This window comes from Lysobacter sp. (assembly GCA_013141175.1).
Classification (GTDB): domain Bacteria; phylum Pseudomonadota; class Gammaproteobacteria; order Xanthomonadales; family Xanthomonadaceae; genus Lysobacter_I.
Genome location: JABFRN010000001.1, coordinates 3,276,222 through 3,300,533, shown reverse-complemented (window position 1 = coordinate 3,300,533; position 24,312 = coordinate 3,276,222). Strand labels below are relative to the sequence as shown.

Genomic DNA, 24,312 nt, shown 5'->3' with positions numbered 1-24,312 from the left:
CCTCTATCGGACAGGATGTTTATGCAACTGCGCACCGATCGTATCAGGACCCTGGCGACGCACTCGCGCTTCCGCGTCGGTGCGCTGCTGGTGCAACCCGACCGTCTGGTGGTATCGCTCGACGGTCAGGACACCGAGCTCGAACCGCGGATGATGGAAGTGCTGATCGCATTGGCCGAGCATGCCGGCGAGGTGGTCAGTGCCGAACAACTGCTGATCGAAGTCTGGCGCGGCACTTTCTACGGCGACAACCCGGTCCACAAGGCCATCGCTTATCTGCGAAAAGTCTTCGGCGACGATCTGAAGTCGCCGCGCTACATCGAAACCATCCGCAAACGCGGCTATCGGCTGATCGCCAAAGTCTCGTATCCCGATGACTACCGGCGCGTTGCCGTACAGACCTCGGCCTGGAGCAATGCCAGCCCCTACGTCGGCCTCGCCGCGTTCGATGGCGAACACGCCGGCGTGTTTTTCGGGCGCAGCCGCGTCACCGCGGAGCTGCTCGCCGCGATACGCCAGCAGATCGACAACCAGCGACGGTTCGTGCTCATCGTCGGCGCCAGCGGCTGCGGCAAAACCTCGCTGCTGAATGCAGGCGCGCTGCCGCTGTTGCTCCAGGACGGCGGTTTCGACGGCTTGCGCGCACTCGCGATCGCAAACTGCGATCTGGCCGGCATCGAAGCCGGCGACGCTTTGACCCATCTCGCCGTATCGCTGAAGACCTGGACGCTCGGTGGACGGCCGGTGTTCGCACCCGGACCGGCCGCCGACCTTGCCTCTGCGATCCGGCAATCGCCGGAATCGATCACCGCCACCATCGAGGAGGCATTCCGCCGTCATCCCTCGCGCGAACTCGCGGATCAACCGCACGCGCATCTTCTGCTGTTGATCGACCATGCCGAAGCGCTGGTCGCGACCCGCGCCCATGACCCGGAGCGGGATGCCGCGTTTTCGCGCGCGCTGCACCACTTGTGCGAATCGCCGCGGGTGATGGTGGCGATGATCGTCCGCGGCGACTTCTACCTCGCACTGGTCGAAACCTACCCGGAAGTCGCCGTACGCAAATTGGGCGAGGGCCATTTCGATGTGTTGACCCCTCGTTCCGGCGAGATCGCCCAGATCATCCGCACACCCGCCGCGCTGGCGGGTTTGACCTTCGAGGAAGACCCGCAGACCACCGAGCACCTCGACGACGTATTGCGCGACGCCGCGAACGAACACCCCGATGCGCTACCGCTGCTGCAGCACACGCTGCAGGCGCTGTACGAACGCCGCAGCGACGACGGCGAACTGCGCTTCGATGCCTACCGCGAGATCGGCGGTCTGGAGGGCGCGCTCGCGCATCGCGCAGAGGAAGTCTTCGCCACCCTGCCCGATTCCGCCAAGCGCAGCCTCGACAGCGTCTTCTCGCAGTTGATCGTGATGCAACAGGACAGCGACAGCGTCAGCGCCCGCCGCGTCGTCTGGTCCGCGTTGGACGAAAACGCACGCACACTCGCCGAAACCTTCGTCCGCGCCCGCCTGTTCATCGCTGAATTGAGCGATGGCCACGCGGGCTTCCGGGTGGCGCATGAAGCCTTGTTGCGGCAATGGCCGCGCGCGCGCGACTGGACCCAGGACAATCGTCGTCTGTTGCAAGCCAAGGCCCGCATGCGCCGCGCGGCTGCGCGTTGGGTGGAAGAAGGACGCATCGCCGATCAATTGCTCAACCCCGGTCGACCGTTGCAGGAATCGCTGGAAGCCGCGTCGCGGTTGCCCGACGATCTCGGCCCCGATGAACACGCATTCCTTCAGGCATCGGCGCGTCTTTACCGGCGCAAACGCTGGCTGCGCGCCGCAGCGATCGCGAGTCTGGCGGTATTCGCGACCGTCTCCGCCGTATTCGGTTTGCTCGCGTCGCAGGCCCGCGATGAAGCCGAACACCGCCGCGAAGAAGCCCTGCAGCTGTCCGACTTCATGCTGGTGGACCTGGCCGAGAAACTGCGCCCGCTGGGCAACCTCAAACTGCTCGACGGCATCAGCGCCAAAGCGCTGGCTCAACTGGAACGCCGGCCCAAGGCGCAGACCCGCACCGAAGATCTGATCAACCGGTCCCGTGCCCTGCGCACGGTCGGCGAAGTGATGATGGAACAGGCGAAGCTGAAAGAAGCGAAGTCCGCCTTCACGCGCGCCGACGAGGCGGCACGCAGCGCGGTCGCACGCGCGCCCGGGTCTGCGGATGCCATCGCCGAACAGGGCATCGCAGCATATTGGCTGGGCTACTATCATTACCGGCAAAGTCAGCTGGATGAAGCGCGCAAGCACTGGGCCATCTATCTACAGACCAGCGAAACACTGGTCCGTCTGGATCCGGGAAAAGCCGACTGGCAGATCGAGCTGTCGTATGCGCTCAACAACCTCGGTGCCGTCACCCGGGACCAGGGGCGCATCGATGAGGCTCTCGCATATTTCAAGCGCTCGGCCAAGCTCAAGGCAAGCGTTCTTTCTGCACGGCCTCATGACGACGCACTGCGATACGATCTGGTCGACACGCTCTCCTGGATCAGCAGTGGCGATGGTTCTGAAGGGCGTCTGTCCGAGGCCGCGAGCGGATATGCCGAACAAATCGGCATGCTGCGCACGCTGGTTGCGAACAAATCCGATGCGCTCGTTTGGGAACGGCGGCTTGCAACATCGCTGTTGAGCAGCGGACAACTCGCGGCATCCCGCGGGCGCCTGGAGGAGGCCCACGCGCAGACGGCGGAAAGCATTGCCCTGCTGTCGGCATTGACCGCTCGAGAGCCCGACAACCAGGTCTGGGCGCGCGACCTGGTTCTGGCGCACATCGAAGCAGGCGAAATCGCACACATGCGCGGAGACAGCGGCAATCATCTCTCGCACGCCCTGATCGCCGAAAAGTTGATTCAGGACATCAAGACCTCAGCCGATGCTTCACTGGCATTGCAACGTCTGGATGCGAACACCGGTCTTTTGATCGCCCAAGCCCGACCCGACGCCATCGATGCCGACGCGAAGAGGAACAGGGCCTTGGCGGGTCTGGAACGCATCGCCAAAGATCCGGACGGCAGCATCCCCGACAGGTGTGTGCTCGCGAAGGCATTGATCTCTCGAGGCAAACATCGATGGGACATCGGATCGAAGATCGAAGCGCGCAGCGACTGGGAACACGTGATCGGCTTGCTCGGAACGATGGCGAAAACCTCGAAAGATCCGAATGTCATCGCCCCCTGGGCCAGCGCCCACCTTCTGCTCGGCGATCGCGATCGCGTCGAAACGGAAATCGCGTGGCTGACGAAAATCGGATACCGCGATCCGGATTTCATGCGGATTGTGAGCTTGAGCAATGCTCAACCAAAGACATCGCAATCGAAATGAACGCCGGAAAGAATCCGCAAAGGCACCGAATCCAAATCCGTACCTTGAAATACTCATGATGCAAGATCCAAGCCCTGCCTTCGAAAGACGGCTTCGCCGGCAAGCGCCATCGCCGGACAATCTCCAAGCCGCGACCACCAACTACAAAGAGGAACGCTCGACATGACCAGATTCTTACACGGCGGCGATCTGGCCGCACAAGGACCCAGGACTATCGAATTGGATATCTCTGAAAAAGATCACGAATTCAGGTGGTCTTACAAAAACAGGCACGTCATTATCGACAGTTCCGCCATGCCAGTCGAAATCAGATTGAACAATAGAACGGACGCTACAGCGTACATTGCCAACTACGCATCCACGGGCGTGTCATCCACGGACGTATCAAATATACGCTCGCCGATAAGCTCATTCGAATTGGGTAAAGATTCGCAATCAGCCACTTTCACGATAAGTCTTCTGCCCAACCAATTGATCGACTTCGGAGTATTCGTCATGATCGAACGGCGCGGCGAGCCAGCGACAATACTTTTTTGCGACCCGCAGGCCAGCAACGACCCGATCAAAAACCCATGAATTCCCCTTGATCTTGAGCAGCCGAACCGAACTGGAAACAAATCGTTTTCTTCGGGGCGGATGGACAAGACAGTCTTGGCATCACTGCATCGATGGAATCGTAATGCAGCGCGATTCCATCGCCCACTGCACTGCGAGCCGACCGGATACGAAAGCCCACCGCAAAGGTGGGCTTTTCTTTTCCGGAATACCGGTGCCCGGTGACATATCGGCTCGGCACCGAAATGGATCGGCAAAGCCGCTATCCGGGAGAACCGGATCTGCAACGATGACGCTGCGAAAACGATCGAACCCCGAAAACATCGCGACACGACCGTTTCCTGATCGCCTTGGCTCCACACCCACCCGTCGCATCACATTTGCACGCATCGCAAGGAGCACGTCATGTCGAACCGGGTTCTGGCCGGCGGATGGTCGAATTTCGATTTCACCCTCACCCCGGAAGCGAAGGATGTTTTCGAGACCGCGATGCCCCCGCTATCCGGCGCAAAGTACACGCCGCTCGCATTCGCCAGCCGGGCCGTGGCAGGCACCGACTACTGCTTCCTCTGCGAAGTGCAGTACGCAACCCCGTTCCCGGACGAGAACACGGTGAAGGTTTACATCCACCAGCCGCAGAGCGCCAGACCCACCCACTACCGGATCATCCCGATCCGCCCGTGAGACGGGGCGGCGACGCCACGAAGCGCTGCCATTGCCATCCTGATCGCCCCCGCGCCCTGCGCCGGGCGCAGATCGACGGTATCGACACCACTGCTGCGCATGCTTCGCGCACCTGGATGACCATGGTCCGCCGCAGCGCATCGCGCGGCGCCGCATCTGTTGCGACATGTGCATGAAGCATCCCACATCGATCGCCGCCTGTTGAATCAATCACTTGAAGATCGGAAGGTTCCCGGAAGGAACCAAAGCGGCCTGTTGCGCAGGCTCCGTTCCATGGCGCCGCTTCTCTCCATGCCACTGCCGCAGGCCACCCATGACGGTGCGTTCCCTCGGCAGTCGCAAGCTGGCAGAACAGGCAGCGACGCCATCCGGCCGTCATCGATCGCGATGGCATCCATCCTTCCAGACAAGGGGACCACCATGGAACTCGCACACGCCCAGACCCAGGACAGCGTCAGCCACCTTCACGGCTTCGATGGGGACGCGCTGCCGCTGCCCACCGTCAGCGAGAACGCCGGCGGGGTCGAGGCGGCCCGGATGACCGCCGCCGCACGCCTGCATCGCGGCCACGTGTTGCTCGACAACGCCCTGCTCCGCCAACTGCGCCAAGCCAGATGCATGAGCCAGCAGGATCTCGCCGACGACTGCTGGCGTCGCAACATCCCGCTGTCGCTCACCACCATCAAGCGCGCCGAGCTCGGCCGCGCGGTGCGCTTCCGCATCGCCCGCGAATTCGCGCGCTGCTTCGACGTATTGGTGACGCAGATCGTGCGCGCTGAAGACCCGGCAACCGGATGCCATCACTGACACGCACCGGAGCGGCACTGGTGACGATCCGCGAAGGGCCCATGCGCGCGATCGGAGCCGACCATCATTCGGTTGCGGGAACACGAACCCGCCTGTCAGCAAGTCGAAAACTTCTTCAACCACACAGGGAGACACCTCATGTCCAATTCCAATACTGCTGTCGTCAGCTGGGGAAACATCAGCCTTCGCGTTTATTCGAGCGACGGGCAGAATGTCACGGAACAATGCTGGGACAGCGACAAATGGTATGTCGGTGCGATGAAAGCCGCAGGGCAGTCCGTCGGCGCGACCAGTTGGGTCGACAGCGGCGGACAAATCCATATCCGCGTCTATGTCAGCAATCAGGGCAATATCGTCGAATACTGCTGGGACAAGGATTCCTGGTACGTCGGCGCATTGTCCACCGATGGTGGCAAAACGTCGGCAACGGCATGGTATGTCGGCGGTGCCATTCACTTGCGCGTCTATGTCACCAAGGCGAACGGTCAGGTCCAGGAGCAATGCTGGGATGGTGACGGTCCCTGGTATGTCGGTGCTTACAGCGGCTGACCAGGACAGCCACTCCGCTTTGGAGTCACCGGGCAAACCAGACCCGACATCCCTGAACCTGTGTCATGTCAGCGGTAGACCGCAGCCCACGAAGGCCCACCTCTCTGGTGGGCCTTCGTGCTTTCGCCAGCGGCGTTACGTAGTCGCTTGAAATACACCGTAGAGCAAACTGACCAGCGCCAAACGGGACATGCTGCACGCAATGAAACGTGCTTGGGCTATCCGTCGGAACGCGCTGTGATCGCGACCGGGCCACGATCGACATCGCAGGGCTGTGGCAGGACAGCCGCCATCGGGAAATAGCATGGGTGGCTGTAGGCGATGTCTGGTTTTTGAACGACAAACCGCCGCTGTTCCAGACCGGCGCGCACGACGGCTTCCACGAAGCCATCGGCGACACCATCGTGCTCGGCATGACCCCGAAATACCTGGAATCGATCGGCCTGGTCAACGCACAGGACCAGAGCAAGGAAGCGCTGATCAACGCGCAGATGCGCATGGCCCTGGCGAAAGTCTCGTTCATGCCCTTCGGCCTGATGATCGACCGCTGGCGCTGGGGCGTGTTCGACGGCTCGATCAAGCCCGACCACTACAACCAGGCATGGTGGGAACTCAAAGCCAAGTACCAGGGCGTCGGCCCGATCGCCCCGCGCGGCGAGGAATTCTTCGACGCCGGCGCGAAGTACCACGTCCCCGGCAACACCCCCTACACCCGCTATTTCCTCTCCCACATCCTGCAGTTCCAGTTCTACAAAGCCCTCTGCGACGCCGCCGGCCACAAAGGCCCGCTCTACGAATGCAGCTACTACGGCAACAAGGACGCCGGCCAGAAATACTGGGCGATGCTGGGCAAAGGCGCTGGCCAACCGTGGCAGAAGACCATGAAGGAATTCACCGGCGGCGAAAAGATGGACGGCTCGGCCGTGCTGGAATACTTCTCGCCGCTGCAGGAATGGCTGAAACAGCAGAACGAGGGGCAGAGTTGCGGGTGGCAGGCGGGTGGGCCCGCTGCTACCCCTGCTCCGGCTCCAGCGAAGGGCTGATGCCCCATGCTCCGGCGCCCGAAGGCGCCGGAGCATGCCGAAAGTCATTCTTGACAAGCGCTCGCCCCGGCGCCACAACTGGGCACCATCGCGGCAATCCGGACAGCACGACTGGCTGCATCCGGAAACGGTACCAAGGGATCGCACGACAGAGCACAGCAAGACATCACCGATGTGGGCGCAGGCGCGCCTACTGCCAGGGGGCGGACATGGAATGGAGTCACGATCGGTATCACTTCGATATCTCATCGCACTACGGTGCGATTCGAACGCATCCTGCCGCCACCATCGCGAATCAGCCCCGGGCATCTTGAGCAACGTTATCTCCCCTTCGGCAACGTGAGGATGCTGAGCCATGGGCGCGCGCGAATATTTCCTATCAATCGCCAATCTGCGTGTTCACCCCGATCAGCTCGTCGCGAGCTGTGGCGCAGAACAAATCCTGCTCACACCTCTTAAGATGAAAGTGCTCATCGCGCTCGCCGGAAAAGCGGACGAAACGGTGCGCACCGACGAACTGCTCATTCTGGCGTGGGTACATTGCATATATGACAAGAATCCGGTCAAAAAGGCGATGTCCAGATTGTGGGTGGAAGATTGGCGACAACATCCACGCACCGCGCTACATCGAAGCGATGCGTGGAATAAGGTTGCAGTCTAATCGCAAGCGATTCATTTCCTTACTCAACGCTAGGATGCTGAGTCATGCATAACCGCTTCCAGATCGCCAACCTGCAGGTTCATCCGGACCGGAACTTCGTGATCCGGGGCGAAGAGGAAATACCGCTCGAACCGCGCGAGATGCAACTGCTCGTCGCGGTTGCCGGAAAAGCCGGAGACGTCATCGGGAAGGACGAACTCCTCATCAAGCTGTGGGGCGGCGATTTCTACGGCGACAATCCGGTCAACAAGGCGATGTCCAGCCTGCGGAAGAAGATCGGCGACGACATCCACGCGCCCCGTTACATCAAGACGTTGCGTGGAAAGGGCTACAAGATAATCCCGACCGTTGTGATCCTGGACGATTATCACCACCTGCCGAAACAGACCGAAGCATGGACGAGAGGCAGTCCATTCGTCGGCCTTTCCGCATTCGACTCCGACCACGCGCAAGTATTCTCCGGGCGTGACCGCATGATCGCGGAACTGTTCGGCGCCATGCGCGCCCAGATTGATCTGGAACGACGGTTCGTGTTGATCGTCGGCGCCAGCGGCTGCGGAAAGTCGTCGCTACTGCGCGCGGGTGCGCTACCGTTCATGACCACGCCAGGCGGTTTCGGCGGACTGGAGGCGCTGACTGTTGCGGATTGCGATCTCGCCACATCGCCTGCCGGAGATCCCATGCTGCAGCTTGCGGCTGCGCTTTCCAGCTGGTTCTTGGGCGATCGCCCGATATTTCTCTCCAGGCCCGCCGAGGATTTGAAGCTTCATCTGACCGAAGCGCCAGAATCGGTCGCCCCAACCATCGAGCATGCCTTTCGTTGCCATCCTGTGCGCGGTGCACAGCCACACGCGCATCTTCTGTTGACCATCGATCACGCGGAGGCGTTGGTCGCCCCGGGACACGACCCCAACGCCACGGCGGCATTCGAACGTGTGCTCCAAGCGATTTGCGATACACCGCGAACGTTGGTAGTGATGATCGCTAGGGGCGATTGCTATCCAGAGCTTTCCCAGGCCCTGCCCAAGCTGACCGCACTCAAGACCGGCTGCGGCCATATCGATGTCCTAGCGCCGGAACGCGGAGAAATCGCGGAGATCATCCGCACCCCTGCATGGCAGGCAGGCCTGAAATTCGGCATCAATGCCATCACCCGCCAGCGGCTCGACGACACCATGCTCGCCGATTCGGTCGAACGGCCGGATGTTCTACCCTTACTGCAGCATGCTCTCCAAGCGCTTTACGAACGCCGGACCGACGACAACACCCTCACATACGCCGCATATGAAGCCATCGGCCGCATCGGCGGCGCCATCGCGCACCGTGCCGATGCAGTGTTCCGCGCCCTGCCGGACAGCGCCAAGCGCACACTGGACACTGTGCTGGCGAAATTGATCGTCGTCCAGGCCGAAAACGATTTCGTCGGTGGACGGCGCGTCGCGATCGACACGCTCGACAACGATGCACGCGTTCTGGTCGAAGCATTCATTCAAGGACGTTTGTTCGCGACCGACTTCGACGATGGACACGCATTTTTCGGTGTCGCACACGAGGCCTTGCTACGCCAATGGCCGGTCATCAAGGAATGGATCGAAAGGAATCAACGTCTGCTCCAAGCCAGGGCGCGCTTGGAAATCGCGACCAAGCGATGGCTCATCTCCGGCCGTGCGCACGACTACTTGCTGAATGCGGGCACGCCGCTGATGGAAGCAATTGAAGTGTCGGAAGCGCCTGCCCACGTCATCATGCCTTTGACCGATGACGAGCGTGAATTCCTGGCACGTTCCAATCAACGCAGACTGCGGAATCGTCGCCTGCGCGCCGGGGCCGTAGCCGCGCTGACAGTGCTCGCGATCATCTCCTGCTCGATGGCTTTTCTGGCGAATATGCAGCGGAACAAGCTGTCCGAACTCACGGTCGTGATCGGCGAATTCACCGATGAGATCGACCCTTCCGGCAACCTCGTACTGATCGAGAATGTCAGCACGAAGGTTCTGGAATACTGCGATGGTCTCGGCGACAGCAACATGTCCGCGAACGACATGGTCATCTGCTCCCGTGCATCGAGGAAGCTGGGTGAAGTCCGGATGGAGCAAAATCAGTTGCAAGACGCCGAAACACTGATCCGACGCTCTGTCGATCTTTCAAAGCGCGCGGTGGACATTGACCCAAGGTCCAGCCTCGTCCTCAACGAAGCCGGGCAAGCTGCGGCCTGGCTTGGCAAACTTCGCAAGCGGCAAGGCGACCTGAAGGGCGCGAGGGAGGCGTGGCTGGAGTATGAGAGTCTCAGCGAGCGGTTGACATCCGCTTACCCGAACGATCATGAAAGCCATATCCAAAGATCCTACGCGCTGACAAACCTCGGTTCGATCGAGGATGAACTGGGCCATTACCCGCAAGCCGTCGAGCATTACCTCCGATCCAACCAGCTCAAGAAACAGGCACTTGCAGTACGAAATGAAGATGCCACTCTTCGATTCGAAATGGCCGTGACCGATTCTCTCATCTGCCGCACCTACGCCAAAATGGGGAAGCTCCAGGTGGCGCGCAAATGTTATTCGGGTGCGATCCAGGCAATACAGGCGCTGCTGAAAGACAAGCCCGACGCAAGGGATTGGGAGCGCCAACTCGCCAATCTGATGCAATTCCAAGCCGCTATCGAACTCGACCTGGGCGAAACCATGTTGGCTGAAAAAAGCATTTCCAGATCAATCCAGCACCTTGCCTTTCTCCGCAGGATGGAACCAGGGAACGATTCTTTGGCCGGCTTTCTCGCCAATGCTCATTTGATGGCAAGCACTATCGCCATCGCTCGTGAGGATTGGCCTGCCAACGAAGATCATTTGAGAGCAGCCATGGCCGTTCTTGATCCCAAGCCATCGTCACCAAGCTCTTGGAAAAGGATGGCCGCAACGATCAACTTCAGACAATCCTTGTACGACACTCATGGTGTCGACGCAAAAAACGCCAACAAGCTATTTATGGAAAAATCGATCGAAGCGCTGCGAAAACTGGTAGAACTCAATACCTCCGATCGATATGCGAGATTTGCGCTCGTAGATGCGTTGCTCGTGAGAGCCAAGCATTCACTCACGCCCGGCCATACAGAACCTGGAAAAAACCGTGATGCCGTTGAGGCAATGACGTACTTGGACCACTTGAACAGAGACGACGACATCCAGGTCGTTGCATTCAAAGTCCGTGCCACCGATCTACTGGACTCCCGCGCCATTCCTTGCGACTGGGCGAATCGACTCGAGTCTTCAGGGTATCGGAATTCTGCCATTTCCCCTGGCAAGAGCAGGCCGCCATGTCATAACGATACCGAAATGAACCCATGACTAGAAGCTTTTGCTGGAATTCTTGTCGCCGCAACACACCCATCCGTATCCCAAACCATCAAAGTTAGTCAGGCCACAACAATAAGGGGGGTTTAGCAATGCCGCAAGATTCCATTCCTCACGTCACGAAGTCGGAATTTCAAGTTTCTTTAGCACCAATCCCACCGAAATCCTTTCCTGATTTCATGCAATCTCTACAAATTTTGTCGAAGAGAGAGTCTTCCTCGCTCGAAAAATTCCTCGACAAAATCGATGTGGATCTCATTGGAGCCAAAAGCCACGAGCACTGCAAACTTGTCCTGTACGCAGCCGGTCCAACGCTCGGTACTACAGACCTTGTGTCCTCCAAACCGAATATCAGATTCAACACCGACAAAATCCGTCAGATACTCGTGATCAATACCGAGTTACTCAACGACCCTTTTCTTTCCCAGAAGTTCGGGTTTGCCGGCCTGAAATGCAATACTCAGGGCGCGATCGTGGAAGCCTGCTGCCTCAGCGGACCGGATTCCGAGGAAGTGGATCTCACATTCAAAGCCGGCGCCACCGAAATCCGTCAGGACATCAAGGAACCGCGGCATGTTTTCATTCATTTCAGCCTGAAGCGTGGAGAGGACATCGAATTCTCGATTCTCATCGATGACTTGGCCGACAAAACCAACCACGCATATGATTGCGATCCGCAAGTTGGAAATGACCCTCCGAAAAAGCCGTAACCGCCCAAAGTTGAAGCCAACGGCGATCAAGCGAATCAAATCTGAAATTAAAAACAAGGGGGTCGACCAGCACAAGGCGAATATCTATTGATCCTGTAATCAAGCCCCGCTCACGCGGGGCTTATTCGTTCCGCTATTCGAATCCGGTCCGTCGTTGCCAGTCGCAGTACGCCGAGCCGACAGTGCGGCCTTCGATTCATCAAGATCGTCTGTTTCATCCCTTTCGGCGATGCCTTTGGCCCGTCCGATCGATGTCCGCGTGGTTCCTTACCGCCTGACCATCAGATTAAATTCAACAGAAAATCAAAGACATACGAATCGTAAGCAATCCGTAAGGTTCGCTGAAGTGGAAATGGGCAGGGTCGGACCTGCCCCGCGCTGCATGTGGTTGCGGGGTAGATGCCATCCCAACGATGGCCGACGCCACTTCCAACAGGAACGCTCTCATGGATTTCAAACTTCCCGATTCCGACACACCGTTCAGCGTGTTCGACAGCAGCCGTCCGTCCACTTCCCTGACGCCCGCCGATGCAGCCTCGCTGGTGAATCCGCTTCCTTCGGCAGACACGACACCGGGCTTCACACCTCCCGGCGAGACTACACCTGCCTCGTCAGCACCGCATATGCAGGTACCTCCGACCGTGTCGCCGGATGCCGTCGCGCACAGCGTAACGCTACCTACGATGACCGTTTCCGCGTTGCCCGCGCGCCATGAGGGCGAATCTCCGCCTGAAGATCCGCCCGTTACGCCGCTGGCGCATTCGAGATTGCTGCACAAAGGCTGCGTGCAGCTCGACGCCGCCAAGCTGCGCCGGCTTCGCGATGCCAACATGCTGAGCCAGCAGGAGATGGCCGACGACTGCTGGCGCCGCCAGATCCAGATCGGGCTGGCCACGATCAAGCGCGTGGAATTGGGCCGCATGGTGCGCTATCGGATCGCCCGGGAGCTGGGCCGCTACTACGGGGTGCCGGCCACCGATCTGCTCAAGTGAAGGAAGGAGGCATTGCATGGACGAGCACAAGGCATTCCTTGTCGCTGCGCGGGACACGCTGATGCACATCGCAGGCGTTTCCGGCACGGCCGCGAAACGGCTTCGGCCTGGTCAGTCGCTGGAAGTGGACCTGGGCGTGGACGCGCCCGGGTTCATCGTGCTGGCCGAATACCAGCGCCGCGTCGGCGACCGGTTGCGGACCGACGGCGAACGAACATGGATCGAGGCAGAGGCACTGTACGAGAGTGTGGTCTGGGATGTATTCAGCCAGACGGTGCGGCGGGCGATCGGGCGGCGCCTCGAACAGGCCGAAGCGGTGGCGCTGCTGGACGCGGCGCAGGCTGGGCTGCGCGGCGATACGTCATAGCGGAAGCGGACAAGCCGGCCAACAGGATTCCACAGTGCTCCGACAATTCGCGTCTTCGGCTGACAGCGCCCCAGCCGCTGCGCGATACTCACCGCATGACGTTCATCACCCACCCCACCGACCTAACCCCACAACTCCTCGATCACGCCACCGCCCTCCCGGCGCGTTTCTACGCCGACCCCGCGACGGTGGCGCTCGACCGCAAACTGATCTTCGACCGCAGCTGGCAGCTGGTCGCCCACCTCTGCCAACTGCGCAATGCCGGGGATCACGCCATCGCCGATCTGGGCGGGTTGCCGGTGATCGCGGTGCGGGGGCGGATGGGGTGATCCGGGTGATGCACAACGTGTGCCGGCATCGGGCGGGGCCGCTGGCGCAGTGCGACGGGTTGGGGGCGAAGTCGTTGCGGTGTCGGTACCACGGGTGGACGTATGCGCTCGACGGGCAGTTGCGCGCCGCGACGGAAATGGCCGATGCGGCGGATTTCGATGTGGGCGATATCCGATTGCCGCAGCTTGCGGTGCGGGTGTGGCAGGGGTTGGTGTTCGCGGCGGTGGACGAGGCGCTTGCGCCGCCGTTCGAGGCCTTCGTGGCCGGGATCGATGCGCGGATCGGTGCGGAGCGCGATCTCGCATCGTTCACGCATCATCACCGCGTCGGGTACGACATCGCCTGCAACTGGAAGGTGTACGTCGACAATTACCTGGAGGGCTATCACGTGCCGCACGTGCATCCGGAGCTCAACCGGATGCTCGATTACCGCAGCTACGTGACCGAAACCGCCGAGTGGTATTCGTTCCAGTTCAGCCCGCTGGAAAGCGGCGAAGGGCTCTACGGCAGCGGCGATGCGCTGTATTACTGGCTGTGGCCGAACACGACCTTGAATATCCTGCCCGGGCGGATGCAGACCAACCGCATCATTCCCAAGGGCGTGGATCGCTGCCGGGTGGAGTTCGATTTCTACTACGCGCCCGACGATTCCGACGCCGGCCGCGCGCGCCGCGAAGCGGATCTCTCCTTCAGCGATGTGGTACAGGACGAGGACATCGGCATCTGCGAGGACGTGCAGCGCGGCTTGTCGTCCGGTTCGTACGAGGCCGGGCGCTTGAATCCGCTGCGCGAGAACGCGGTGCATCATTTCCATGAGCTGCTGCGTCGCACGTATCGCGAAGCGCAATGACCGCGATCGCGAACGCGGTTCTGCACGGCGGCTGCCACTGCGGCAAAGTCCGCGTTGTTTTCGAGACCGCTCTGCTCCCCTCTTCGCTGCAGCCGCGCGCATGCGATTGCAGCTTCTGCCGCAGCCATGACGCCGCCTGGGTCTCCGATGCCGACGGACGCATCCGCATCGATGCGGATGATGCGATCGATGTGCGCAGCGAACGGCAGGGCAGCGGAACCGCCCGATTCCTGCTGTGCGCGCATTGTGGCGTGCCGGTAGTAGTCGTGTTCGAAGCGGAGGCGGAAAGGTTCGGCGCCGTGAATGCCCGCTGCCTCGTGGATCGCGCGGTGTTCGCTGCGGAGGTGATCGCTTCGCCGCAGCGCCTCAGCCCGGCGGAGAGGGTGGACCGCTGGCGCACACTCTGGGCGCGCGATGTCGTCGTCCCCTCCGACCGCTGATACCGCAGGAATCGCCATGTCCCCTCGCCCACTCGGCCTCTGGTCCGCGATCGCACTGGTCGCCGGCAACATGATCGGCAGCGGTGTGTTCCTGCTGCCCGCTTCGCTCGCGCCCTACGGTGCGATCAGTCTGATCGGCTGGGGCATCACCCTCGGCGGGGCGCTGCTGCTGGCGATGACGTTCTCACGACTGGCCGCGCGCGGCGCGCAGGCGGGCGGGCCGTATGCGTATGCGCGCGAGGCGTTCGGCGACACGGTCGGCTTCGTCATCGCGTGGAGTTACTGGATTTCGATCTGGTGCGCCAATGCGGCGATCGCGGTGGCGTTCGCCGGCAGTCTGGGCAGTCTGTTTCCGGCGCTGGTGGCCTCGCCGGTGCGCGGTGCGGCGGTCGCGCTGGCGGCGCTGTGGCTGTGCGCGGCGATCAACCTCATCGGCGTGCGCGAGGCCGGGCGGCTGCAGATCGTCACCACCGTACTGAAGCTGCTGCCGCTGCTGCTGTTCGGCGGGATCGCGATCTGGCTGATCGACCCGCAATATCTACGGCCCGCAAACGACACGCTGGCGAGCGACGCGCCGCTGTCGATGGCGTCCGCCATCCACGCCACCGTCGCGCTGACGCTGTGGGCGTTTCTCGGCTTGGAGGCCGCAACGATTCCCGCCGGTGCGATCCAGGACGCCGAGCGCACGATTCCGCGCGCCACGCTGATCGGCACGCTGCTGGCCGGCATCGCGACCATCCTCGCCTGCACTGCGGTGCTCGGGCTGCTCCCGCCCGATGTCGCGAAAACCTCCACCGCACCGATGGCCGATGCCGCGAAAGCGCTGTGGGGGCCGGCGGCTGGCATGGGCATCGCGGTGGTCGCGGCGATCTCCTGCATCGGCGCGCTCAACGGCTGGGTGCTGCTGTCGGCGCAACTGCCGATGGCCGCCGCGCACGACGGCCTGTTTCCGCAGACGTTCGCCAAACTCGATGCGCAGGGCACCCCGCGCATGGGCATCGTGGTCAGCACCCTGCTCGCGAGCCTGCTGGTGGTCGCCAACTACACCGACTCGCTGGTGAAGGTCTTCACCTTCTCGATCCTGCTCTCCACCGCCGCGACGCTGCTGCCCTATGTGTTCAGCAGCGCGGCGTGGCTGAAGCTCGGCAAGCGCGGCCGGATCGTCGCCGCGCTTGCGCTGCTGTACAGCGTCTATGCGCTGATCGGCACCGGCGCGGATGCGCTGGTCTGGGGCGCAGTGCTGGTGATCGCTGGCCTGCCGCTGCATCTGTGGTGGAAACGTGGGAACGAAAATCGCAGTGGCTGAGCGATCGCCGGCCGATCTTACCCTCACGATTCAGGCACCGGTTCTTTTCGCCTGCATGCACGCCTGGAGCGCGCGTTTCATTCGCGTGCGCTGTCTTTTCAGGTCGGCGATATGCAGTTTGGTGACTGGCCGCTGGCTGAGGGGCAATTCCGGCAATAGATCCGTGAGTTCGCGAATTTCGGTGTCGAGTTGTTCGATGAAGTCGCGAATGGGTTGGCAGGAATCTTGAGGCATGTCGGATCTCCTTGAACCGTAACCTGTCGAATGTACGGATTCGAGCCGCTCCGTACCCTTTCCCCCTGCACAGGACAACGAAGCCGGACCGCAAAGCAGGCCAACTGCGGGCGATGTGGAGCGCGCCCGAAATGCGCTCGGATCACAACGCCGGCGGCGCGGCGGCGACGGGCTCGGATTCCGGCGGCAGGCGCGTGCGCGAGACTTCCCACCACCAGAACACGAAACCGATCAGCGTGAACGACGCCGCGCCCAATGCGAGCCACATCGGATGGTGGCTGAGCATCGGCGAAAACAGGCCGGCGACGGTCGACTGCAGGATCAGACTGGTGAACGCCTGCAGCGACGACGCCGCGCCGCGCTGGCGCGGATACATGTCGAGAATGGCGAGGGTCAGGATCGGGAACACCAGCGAGATGCCCATCGCGTTGATCGCCATCGGCACCACGGCCCAAGGAATCGACGGCTGCGGTACCAGCAGGTTGTAGCCGATGTTCAACACCGCCGCGAAGCCGCACAGTGCAAAACCTGTTCCGGCGAGGCGCGTGCCGCTGATCCGCCCCGCTGCGCGACCCGACAGGAACGAACCGAACACCATGCCGGCGATGGTCGGCACGAAGAACCAGCCGAACTGGTCCTGCTGCAGTTTCAGATGATCCAGCACGAACGCCGGCGCCGACGCGATGTACAGGAAGAGCGCCGCGAAATTGAAACCGCCGGCCGCTGCGAAACGCTGGAAGCGGCGGTTGAGGAAGATGTAGCCGTGATTGCGCAGCAGTTGTTTCGGCGACGGCCGGAAGCGCGCCTCGGGCGGATGCGTTTCCGGCAATGCCAGCCAGGTCGCGAGCAGCAGGACGAGCGAGAACAGCACCAGGAACCAGAAGATCGCCGGCCACCGTTCCCAGCCGAGGATCCAGCCGCCGATGATCGGCGCCAGCGCGGGCGCGATGCCGAAGATCATCGACACCTGGCTCATCAGCTTCTGCGCGTACTGGCCCTGGAACACGTCGCGGATCGCCGCGCGGCCGACGATCAGGCCCACGCCTGCGGACATGCCCTGCAGCGCGCGGAAGGCCAGCAGCATCGGCAGGCTGGTCGACAGGGCGCAGCCGACCGAGGCCAGCGTGAACACCGTCAGCCCGCCGAGGATCACCCGTTTTCGTCCGACCGCATCCGACAGCGGCCCGTGCACCAGACTCATCAGCGCATACGCGAACAGATAGGCGCTGATCGTCTGCTGCAGCGCCACCTTGTCGGCCGCGAACTGTTCGCCGATCTGCGGAAACGCCGGAAACATGGTGTCGATCGAGAACGGACCGATCATGGCCAGACCGCCGAGGATCAGGGCCAGGCGAGCGCGGGACGGCGTGGAGGACTGGGCGGACATCGCATCGGCGGCAGGCGGAACAGCCCCGCATGTTACGCGGCCGGGCGATGCGCATGCCGGAACCCAGTGTCCTGTCCGGCGGTGTCGTGGCGCAGGTCCGGACGCGCCGGGTATACTCCGCCGGCACGGTGGGAGAAGCGGGCCATGACCATCTGGACCGCTGCCGAAGGCGCAATTCGCCCGGAATCGCTCAGGCCTGATACCGCCATGCATACAGACTCTGGAGAGATCGACCGCCGGCAACGGCAGCGTCGGCGCCGAAGGGGCAAAACGCGGGGTTCCTCGTCCCCATGCGTTCAAACTCTCAGGCAAAAGGACAGATGGGCGGACTTCCCCGCGGCTTCAGCCGCGCCAGACGATGCCCGCCCATGTCCCCGACTTCGAATACCCGCGCCACGCTGCACGCGTCCACGCTGCGCGAGCTTGAACACCATTCCGCTTTCCTCGAACGCCACATCGGCCCCAACGACGCCGAGATCGCGCACATGCTGCGCGCCATCGGCCACGACTCGCTGGACGCGATGACCGATGCGATCGTGCCGGCCAGCATCAAATCGCCCGCACCGCTGGCGCTGCCCGACGCGATGACCGAAGTCGAAGCGCTGGCGAAGATCCGCGCCATCGCCGACTGCAACCAGCTGTTCCGCAGCTTCATCGGCCAGGGCTATTACGGCACGCACACGCCGAACGTCATCCTGCGCAACATCCTCGAAAATCCCGCCTGGTACACGGCCTACACGCCGTACCAGGCGGAGATCTCGCAGGGCCGGATGGAAGCGCTGATCAACTTCCAGACGATGTGCGCCGACCTCACCGGCATGGAAATCGCCAACGCGTCGCTGCTGGACGAAAGCACCGCCGCCGCCGAAGCGATGACCCTGGCGAAGCGTTCGACGAAATCCAAATCGAATGTGTTTTTCGTGTCCAGCGGCGTGCATCCGCAGACCCTCGAAGTGCTGCGCACGCGCGCCGAACCGCTGGGCATCGAACTGACGATCGGCAACAATGCCGACGCCATCGCCACCGACTGCTTCGGCGTGCTGCTGCAGTATCCGGACACCTTCGGTCGCATCCACGATTACAAAGCGCTCGCCGATGCCGTGCACGCGCGCGGTGGCCTGGTCGCGGTCGCTACCGATCTGCTCGCGCTTACCCTGATCGCCGCGCCCGGCGAATGGGGCGCGGACATCGTCGTCGGCAACTCGCAGCGCTTCGGCGTGCCGTTCGGCTTCGGCGGCCCGCACGCCGCGTTCATGGCCTGCCGCGATGCCTACAAACGCAGCATGCCGGGGCGTCTGATCGGCGTCTCCATCGACGCCGAAGGCAATCCCGCCTATCGCCTCACCCTGCAGACCCGCGAACAGCACATCCGTCGCGAGAAGGCCACGTCCAACATCTGCACCGCGCAGGTGCTGCTGGCGGTGATGGCCAGCATGTACGCCGTCTATCACGGCGCCGAAGGACTGACCCGCATCGCGCGCCGTACCCATCGCCTGGCCGCGATCCTCGCCGCCGCGCTGCGAAAGGAAGGCGTGCACGTCGGCGATGATTTCTTCGACACCCTGCACATCACCGGCGTGGGTGCCGAAGCGGTGCATGCGCGTGCGCGCGCCGAGGACATCAATCTGCGCCGCATCGATGCGCGCAGCCTCGGCATCAGCCTCGACGAAACCACGACGCGCGACGATGTGATCGCGCTCGCCGCGCTGTTCGGCGCCGATGCCAGCGACATCGACGGCCTCGACATCGACACCCACGACGCCCTGCCCGAAGCGCTGCTGCGCACCTCGGACTTCCTGACCCATCCGGTGTTCAACACCCACCACAGCGAACACGAACTGCTGCGCTACATGCGCGCGCTGTCGGACAAGGACCTGGCGATGGACCGGACCATGATTCCGCTGGGCAGCTGCACCATGAAGCTCAACGCCACCGCCGAGATGATCCCGGTGACGTGGCCGCAGTTCGGCAATCTGCATCCGCTGGCGCCGGCTGTTCAGGCCACCGGCTACAAGCAGTTGATCGACGAGCTCGAAGCGATGCTGGTCGAATGCACCGGCTACGACGCGGTGAGCCTGCAGCCGAACTCCGGCGCGCAGGGCGAATACGCCGGCCTGCTCGCGATCCGCGCGTACCACCGGTCGCGCGGCGAAGGTCATCGCGATATCTGCCTGATCCCGGAATCCGCGCACGGCACCAACCCGGCGTCGGCGCAGATGTGCGGCATGACCGTCGTCGTGACCAAATGCGACGGCAACGGCAACGTCGATGTCGACGACATCCGCCGCAACGCCGAGAAGTATTCCGATCGCCTCGCCGCGCTGATGATCACCTACCCGTCCACGCATGGCGTGTTCGAGGAAGAGATCGTCGCGATCTGCGATGTCGTCCATCAGCATGGCGGCCAGGTCTACACCGACGGCGCCAACATGAACGCGCTGGTCGGCGTGGCCAAACCCGGCAAGTGGGGCTCGGACGTCTCGCATCTCAATCTGCACAAGACCTTCTGCATCCCGCACGGCGGCGGCGGCCCCGGCGTCGGTCCGTGCGCGGTGAAGGCGCATCTCGCGCCGTTCCTGCCGAAAAGGTTCGACGGCGAAGGTACCGTCGGCATGGTCTCGGGCGCGTCGTTCGGTTCCGCATCGATCCTGCCGATCAGCTGGATGTACATCGCGATGATGGGCCGCGCCGGGCTGCGCCGCGCCACCCAGGTCGCGCTGCTCAACGCCAACTACATCGCCAAGCGTCTCGAGCCGCATTACGCCACGCTGTACACCGGCCGCAACGGGCTGGTCGCGCACGAATGCATTCTCGATCTGCGTCCGCTCAAGGACAGCACCGGCATCAGCGCCGAAGACGTGGCCAAGCGGTTGATCGATTTCGGCTTCCACGCGCCGACGCTCAGTTTCCCGGTCGCCGGCACGCTGATGGTGGAGCCGACCGAAAGCGAATCGCAGCACGAGCTGGACCGCTTCATCGACGCCATGATCCAGATCCGCGACGAGATCCGCGCGGTCGAGGACGGCCGTCTCGATCGCGAGGACAATCCGCTGAAGCACGCGCCGCACACCGCCAACGTCATCGCTGCCGGCGAATGGACGCATGCGTATCCGCGCGAACTCGCCGCGTTTCCGCTCGCCAGCCTGCGCCAGCAGAAATACTGGCCGCCGGTCGCGCGCGTCGACAACGTGTACGGCGACAAGAACGTCATGTGCGCCTGCATTCCGGTGGATGCGTACAAGGAAGACGCCGAGGCCTGAGCGATGGCGGTGCAACCGAGTGCGGAGGCACCGCCAGATGCCTTGTTCTTCTTCGATGAATCGGGCGGCCCGATCGACTGACGGGAATCGTTGATCTGCTGGTCATTCCCGCGAACGCGGGAACCCGGCGCCTTTCGCGTTGAGCGGACAGCTTCAAAAGTCGCTGGGTCCCCGCGTCCGCGGGGGCGACGAAGCTGTCTGGCGCGATCTGTCTGGAACAGAGCGGTTCCGGGCGGGGCGGTCTTCGGCGGGACTGGACTGGACGCTGTCGTCCTGGGCGTGCGAAGAGAACCGGGGCATCCAAGGGCGCCGATCCCCCGGATTTCCCTGCGCGGCCGGAAAAGACTAGATTACGTGACAGCGAGCTTACACATCGGCCCGGGGGACGGGCGCGGCGTGTCCGGCACCTGCCGGCCAGGGTCGCTGACCCACATCACAGACTCCCGGGGAGGGACCACAGCATGCCAGCACGCGTGAAGCCAAGCGCCAATCGTCTTTGTATCGCCCTGTTGGCAGCCATGGCGCTGCCGGCCGCTGCGCAGGACGCTCCCGCCGCCAATGAGACCTCCGGCGGTGTCGAGACCCTGGACCGGATCGCGGTCACCGGCACGCGCATCAAACGCGCCCAGGTCGAAGAGGCCTTGCCGATCACGACCTTCAGCAAGGACCAGATCGACCAGCTCGGCATCACCTCGGCAGAACAGCTGCTGATGACACTGAATATTTCCGGCAACAGTTCGGACAATCTGGCCAGCAACGCCGGCATCGTCCACGAAGAGCAGCGCGGCAACAACGGCGTTTCCGGCGCCAACCTCCGCGGCCAGGGCGCGGACGCCACGCTGGTGCTGCTCAACGGCAGGCGCGTGGCGACCCATGGCCTGAAGGGGCGCGCAGTCGATCTGAACTCGATCCCGTTCGCCGCCATCGACCGGGTCGAGGTGCTGCGCGACGGCGCCTCCGCTATCTACGGTACCGACGCCATCGGCGGCGTGATCAACTTCATCACCAAGCGCGATTACCAGGGCGCGCAGGCATCGGCATTTGTGGATGTCACCGAAGCCGGCGGCGCCAACACTTACGTCAGCAGTCTGCTGTTCGGCACTGGCGACCTGGACAGCGACGGCTGGAATGCGTTCGGCACGCTCAACGTCAAGCGCAACACCATCCTGCGCGGCCATGATCGCGACTTCTCCGACGGTTTCCAGGCCGAACGCGGCCTGTCGCCGGATACCCGCGGCACGCCGTTCGCCACCGTGTTCAGCCTGGGCAGCACCGGCGTGGGCGCCAGCAGTCTGCTGCGCAACGGCGTGCTGGATCCGGCCGGCGGCACCACCCGCATGACCGCGGTGAACATCTTCAATCTTCCCGGTGCCGCGGGCTGCGAAGCGGCCGGCCCGAACATGGGGCCTTATGGCTATCGGCTGTGGAACTCCCCGGCGTCGCGCTATGCCTGTGCCTGGGACTACGGCGGCGCTGCGGTCATCCAGCAGCCGCAGGACAGCGTGGATTTCATCGGCCGTGCGACTTACCGGATCGGCACCGCGCATGAGGCGTACCTCGAGTTGACCGCATCCAAGGTCGACGTGAGCAAGACTTTCGAGCCCAACCAGCTCTCGTCCAGCACGTCGACCGCCGTCACTTCGCTGGGGCCGACCACCTGGTATCCGCTCAATCCGCTGACCCGCTCCACCTACGACGCGGTGTACAACGAACTGGCCGCCTATTTCGGCACCGGGCAACTCAACTACGGTGCGCCGATCGCCTACCGCTGGCGCTGCATGGCCTGCGGCCCGCGCCAGATCGAAACCACCACCAAGTCCTACCGGTTCGTCGCCGGCATCGGTGGCGTGATCAACGGCGGCCTGATCGACGACTGGAGCTACGACGTGGGCTTGACCCGCGCCAGCAGCCAGTCGGAGTCCACGCTCGGCACCGGTTTCCATTACACCGATTCGCTCCGGCAGATCCTGGGCAGCGGCCTGATCAACCCGTTCCTCGCGCCGGGGCAGAGCCAGTCGCCGGAAGCCATGTCGGCATTGGCGGCAGCTTCGGCCCAAGGCGTGACGCTGTACGGCGGCGAATCGGTGATGACTTCGCTGGATGCTTCCATCACCGGTGAGCTGGGCGTCCTCTCCCTGCCCGGCGGCAATATCGCGATGGCGGCCGGCGTCGATCTGCGTCGCGAGGAATTCCATTTCGACGGCGACCAGCGCACCAACCGGCGTGCCGTGTTCAACGCTCCGTTCGACGACGCCAACGCACTGGGCAACGTCAGCCGCGACATCAAGGCCGCCTACGTGGAATTCCAGTTGCCGGTCTTCAGCAACTTCGACCTCAACCTGGCCGGCCGCTACGACCATTACAGCGGCTTCGGAGGCACCACCAACCCGAAGGTGTCGTTCAAATACCGGCCGTTCGAATCGCTGCTGTTCCGCGGCGCCTACAGCACCGGCTTCAAGGTCCCCAGCTTCAATCAGCTGTTCAACGGCGTCAGCGAAATCCAGTACACCGGCCAGGATCTGGCCGACCCGGCGACCTGTCCCGACGGCGTGGCCAGACCGAACGTGGTCGGCTGCGAAACCATCCGCCCGGTCGAGATCTTCGGCGGCAAGGCCGATCTGACCCCGGAGGAGTCGACCCAGAAGAGCATCGGCTTCGTGTACTCGCCGATGAGGCAGTTCAACATCGCCCTGGACTGGTGGGAAATCGAACGCGAGAACACCATCCGCTCGGCGCCGCGCGATGTCCTGATCCGGTACTACGACCTGTTCCAGAGCAACTGGATCCGCGACGCCAGTGGCGAAGTGGTATCGATCGATCGCCGTTACATCAACTCCGGCGGCAGCCTGATGCGCGGCGTGGAACTGGACGCCAATCTCACCGGCGAATTGGCCGGCGGCCACTGGAGAGTGAACCTCAACGGCAGCTACATCGACCAGTTCAAGACCAAGGCGCTGGAATCGCTGCCTTATTCGCCGAACCTGGCCGACCGCTATGTGCGCTATTTCAATCTGCCGATCACCTGGAAGCACACGCTGAATTTCGGCTACACACGCGGCAACTGGTCGCACAGCCTCAGCCAGATCCATCGTGACGGCTATCTGGACGAACCACCGGCCAGCGTCGCCAACGGCAGCTTCATCCCCGCCGGCTGGAAGCCCCGCGTCGAGGGTTACACCACTTACAACTACAGCGTGACCTGGACCGGCATCAAGGATCTCAAGCTGGGCTTCGGCATCAAGAACCTGCTCGACCAGGACCCGCCCTTCACCGCGCACATGAACGACTTCGCTGCCGGTGCCGGTTGGGAACCGCGCATCGCCGACCCGCGCGGGCGTGCCTACACGCTGCTGGTCGAATACAAGTTCTGGTAACGGCTGCGGGCATCGCATCCGCGCATCAGGCAAGATCGCAG

At 62.7% G+C, this 24,312-nt stretch carries 17 protein-coding genes, 1 pseudogene and 1 riboswitch; of the genes and pseudogenes, 16 read left to right on the top strand and 2 right to left on the bottom strand.

Features of this window, described 5'->3' with window-relative positions:
* Positions 1-21 precede the first annotated feature (21 nt).
* The 14 genes and pseudogenes from HOP03_14485 to HOP03_14420 all read left to right on the top strand — a co-directional run bounded on the left by HOP03_14485 (position 22) and on the right by HOP03_14420 (position 16,016).
* On the top strand, positions 22-3,375 hold the full coding sequence (locus tag HOP03_14485) for an AAA family ATPase (GenBank protein ID NOT89369.1): 3,354 nt from the start codon (positions 22-24) through the stop codon (positions 3,373-3,375).
* Positions 3,376-3,537: 162 nt separating this feature from the next.
* Positions 3,538-3,951 carry a hypothetical protein gene (locus HOP03_14480; GenBank protein NOT89368.1) on the top strand — a complete coding sequence of 138 codons (414 nt, stop codon included), beginning with the start codon at positions 3,538-3,540 and terminating at the stop codon, positions 3,949-3,951.
* 384 nt (positions 3,952-4,335) lie between these two features.
* Entirely contained in the window at positions 4,336-4,614 is a 279-nt protein-coding gene (locus HOP03_14475; protein ID NOT89367.1) for a hypothetical protein, read from the top strand.
* Between the two features lie 537 nt (positions 4,615-5,151).
* Positions 5,152-5,421, top strand: coding sequence for an XRE family transcriptional regulator (locus HOP03_14470; GenBank protein ID NOT89366.1), 270 nt, complete (start codon positions 5,152-5,154; stop codon positions 5,419-5,421).
* 138 nt (positions 5,422-5,559) lie between these two features.
* The gene (locus HOP03_14465) at positions 5,560-5,970 is read left to right on the top strand and encodes a hypothetical protein (GenBank protein ID NOT89365.1); all 411 of its coding nucleotides are present in this window, start codon (positions 5,560-5,562) and stop codon (positions 5,968-5,970) included.
* A gap of 209 nt (positions 5,971-6,179) precedes the next feature.
* Positions 6,180-7,013 carry a hypothetical protein gene (locus tag HOP03_14460; protein NOT89364.1) on the top strand — a complete coding sequence of 278 codons (834 nt, stop codon included), beginning with the start codon at positions 6,180-6,182 and terminating at the stop codon, positions 7,011-7,013.
* Positions 7,014-7,368: 355 nt separating this feature from the next.
* Positions 7,369-7,674, top strand: a complete 306-nt coding sequence (locus HOP03_14455) for a response regulator transcription factor (GenBank protein ID NOT89363.1) — start codon at positions 7,369-7,371, stop codon at positions 7,672-7,674.
* A gap of 44 nt (positions 7,675-7,718) precedes the next feature.
* Positions 7,719-11,015, top strand: coding sequence for a transcriptional regulator (locus tag HOP03_14450; protein NOT89362.1), 3,297 nt, complete (start codon positions 7,719-7,721; stop codon positions 11,013-11,015).
* Positions 11,016-11,113: 98 nt separating this feature from the next.
* A complete protein-coding gene (locus HOP03_14445) occupies positions 11,114-11,731 on the top strand; it encodes a hypothetical protein (GenBank protein ID NOT89361.1) in 618 nt (205 codons plus the stop codon).
* A gap of 446 nt (positions 11,732-12,177) precedes the next feature.
* Entirely contained in the window at positions 12,178-12,723 is a 546-nt protein-coding gene (locus HOP03_14440; protein NOT89360.1) for a hypothetical protein, read from the top strand.
* Positions 12,724-12,739: 16 nt separating this feature from the next.
* Complete coding sequence (locus tag HOP03_14435) at positions 12,740-13,090, top strand: hypothetical protein (protein NOT89359.1); 351 nt, start codon at positions 12,740-12,742, stop codon at positions 13,088-13,090.
* A gap of 95 nt (positions 13,091-13,185) precedes the next feature.
* Positions 13,186-14,270, top strand: a pseudogene (locus tag HOP03_14430) (Rieske 2Fe-2S domain-containing protein).
* On the top strand, positions 14,267-14,710 hold the full coding sequence (locus HOP03_14425) for an aldehyde-activating protein (protein NOT89358.1): 444 nt from the start codon (positions 14,267-14,269) through the stop codon (positions 14,708-14,710). Before HOP03_14430 ends, HOP03_14425 begins: the two are co-directional and overlap by 4 nt.
* Positions 14,685-16,016 (top strand): amino acid permease, encoded by a 1,332-nt coding sequence (locus HOP03_14420; protein NOT89357.1) that lies wholly within the window; start codon positions 14,685-14,687, stop codon positions 16,014-16,016. Before HOP03_14425 ends, HOP03_14420 begins: the two co-directional genes overlap by 26 nt.
* A 30-nt stretch (positions 16,017-16,046) precedes the next feature.
* Here the strand turns inward: HOP03_14420 and HOP03_14415 are convergent, their stop codons facing one another.
* Positions 16,047-16,250: a hypothetical protein gene (locus tag HOP03_14415; protein ID NOT89356.1), complete on the bottom strand. Its 204-nt coding sequence runs from the start codon at positions 16,248-16,250 to the stop codon at positions 16,047-16,049.
* 142 nt (positions 16,251-16,392) lie between these two features.
* Positions 16,393-17,637, bottom strand: coding sequence for a multidrug effflux MFS transporter (locus HOP03_14410; GenBank protein ID NOT89355.1), 1,245 nt, complete (start codon positions 17,635-17,637; stop codon positions 16,393-16,395).
* Positions 17,638-17,847: 210 nt separating this feature from the next.
* Positions 17,848-17,967: riboswitch (glycine riboswitch) on the top strand.
* A gap of 38 nt (positions 17,968-18,005) precedes the next feature.
* Between HOP03_14410 and gcvP the strand changes: the two genes are divergently transcribed.
* Together gcvP and HOP03_14400 are read left to right on the top strand one after the other, a co-directional pair.
* Positions 18,006-20,897, top strand: a complete 2,892-nt coding sequence (gene gcvP, locus HOP03_14405) for an aminomethyl-transferring glycine dehydrogenase (protein NOT89354.1) — start codon at positions 18,006-18,008, stop codon at positions 20,895-20,897.
* A 461-nt stretch (positions 20,898-21,358) separates the two neighbouring features.
* The gene (locus HOP03_14400) at positions 21,359-24,271 is read left to right on the top strand and encodes a TonB-dependent receptor (protein ID NOT89353.1); all 2,913 of its coding nucleotides are present in this window, start codon (positions 21,359-21,361) and stop codon (positions 24,269-24,271) included.
* Positions 24,272-24,312 lie beyond the last annotated feature (41 nt).

Bases quoted from the DNA above. Each gene is read 5' to 3' on its own strand.
- HOP03_14485 (NOT89369.1), top strand. From the start codon at position 22: ATGCAACTGCGCACCGATCGTATCAGGACCCTGGCGACGCACTCGCGC.
- HOP03_14480 (NOT89368.1), top strand. From the start codon at position 3,538: ATGACCAGATTCTTACACGGCGGCGATCTGGCCGCACAAGGACCCAGG.
- HOP03_14475 (NOT89367.1), top strand. From the start codon at position 4,336: ATGTCGAACCGGGTTCTGGCCGGCGGATGGTCGAATTTCGATTTCACC.
- HOP03_14470 (NOT89366.1), top strand. From the start codon at position 5,152: ATGACCGCCGCCGCACGCCTGCATCGCGGCCACGTGTTGCTCGACAAC.
- HOP03_14465 (NOT89365.1), top strand. From the start codon at position 5,560: ATGTCCAATTCCAATACTGCTGTCGTCAGCTGGGGAAACATCAGCCTT.
- HOP03_14455 (NOT89363.1), top strand. From the start codon at position 7,369: ATGGGCGCGCGCGAATATTTCCTATCAATCGCCAATCTGCGTGTTCAC.
- HOP03_14450 (NOT89362.1), top strand. From the start codon at position 7,719: ATGCATAACCGCTTCCAGATCGCCAACCTGCAGGTTCATCCGGACCGG.
- HOP03_14445 (NOT89361.1), top strand. From the start codon at position 11,114: ATGCCGCAAGATTCCATTCCTCACGTCACGAAGTCGGAATTTCAAGTT.
- HOP03_14440 (NOT89360.1), top strand. From the start codon at position 12,178: ATGGATTTCAAACTTCCCGATTCCGACACACCGTTCAGCGTGTTCGAC.
- HOP03_14435 (NOT89359.1), top strand. From the start codon at position 12,740: ATGGACGAGCACAAGGCATTCCTTGTCGCTGCGCGGGACACGCTGATG.
- HOP03_14425 (NOT89358.1), top strand. From the start codon at position 14,267: ATGACCGCGATCGCGAACGCGGTTCTGCACGGCGGCTGCCACTGCGGC.
- HOP03_14420 (NOT89357.1), top strand. From the start codon at position 14,685: ATGTCGTCGTCCCCTCCGACCGCTGATACCGCAGGAATCGCCATGTCC.
- HOP03_14415 (NOT89356.1), bottom strand. From the start codon at position 16,250: ATGCCTCAAGATTCCTGCCAACCCATTCGCGACTTCATCGAACAACTC.
- HOP03_14410 (NOT89355.1), bottom strand. From the start codon at position 17,637: ATGTCCGCCCAGTCCTCCACGCCGTCCCGCGCTCGCCTGGCCCTGATC.
- gcvP (NOT89354.1), top strand. From the start codon at position 18,006: ATGTCCCCGACTTCGAATACCCGCGCCACGCTGCACGCGTCCACGCTG.
- HOP03_14400 (NOT89353.1), top strand. From the start codon at position 21,359: ATGCCAGCACGCGTGAAGCCAAGCGCCAATCGTCTTTGTATCGCCCTG.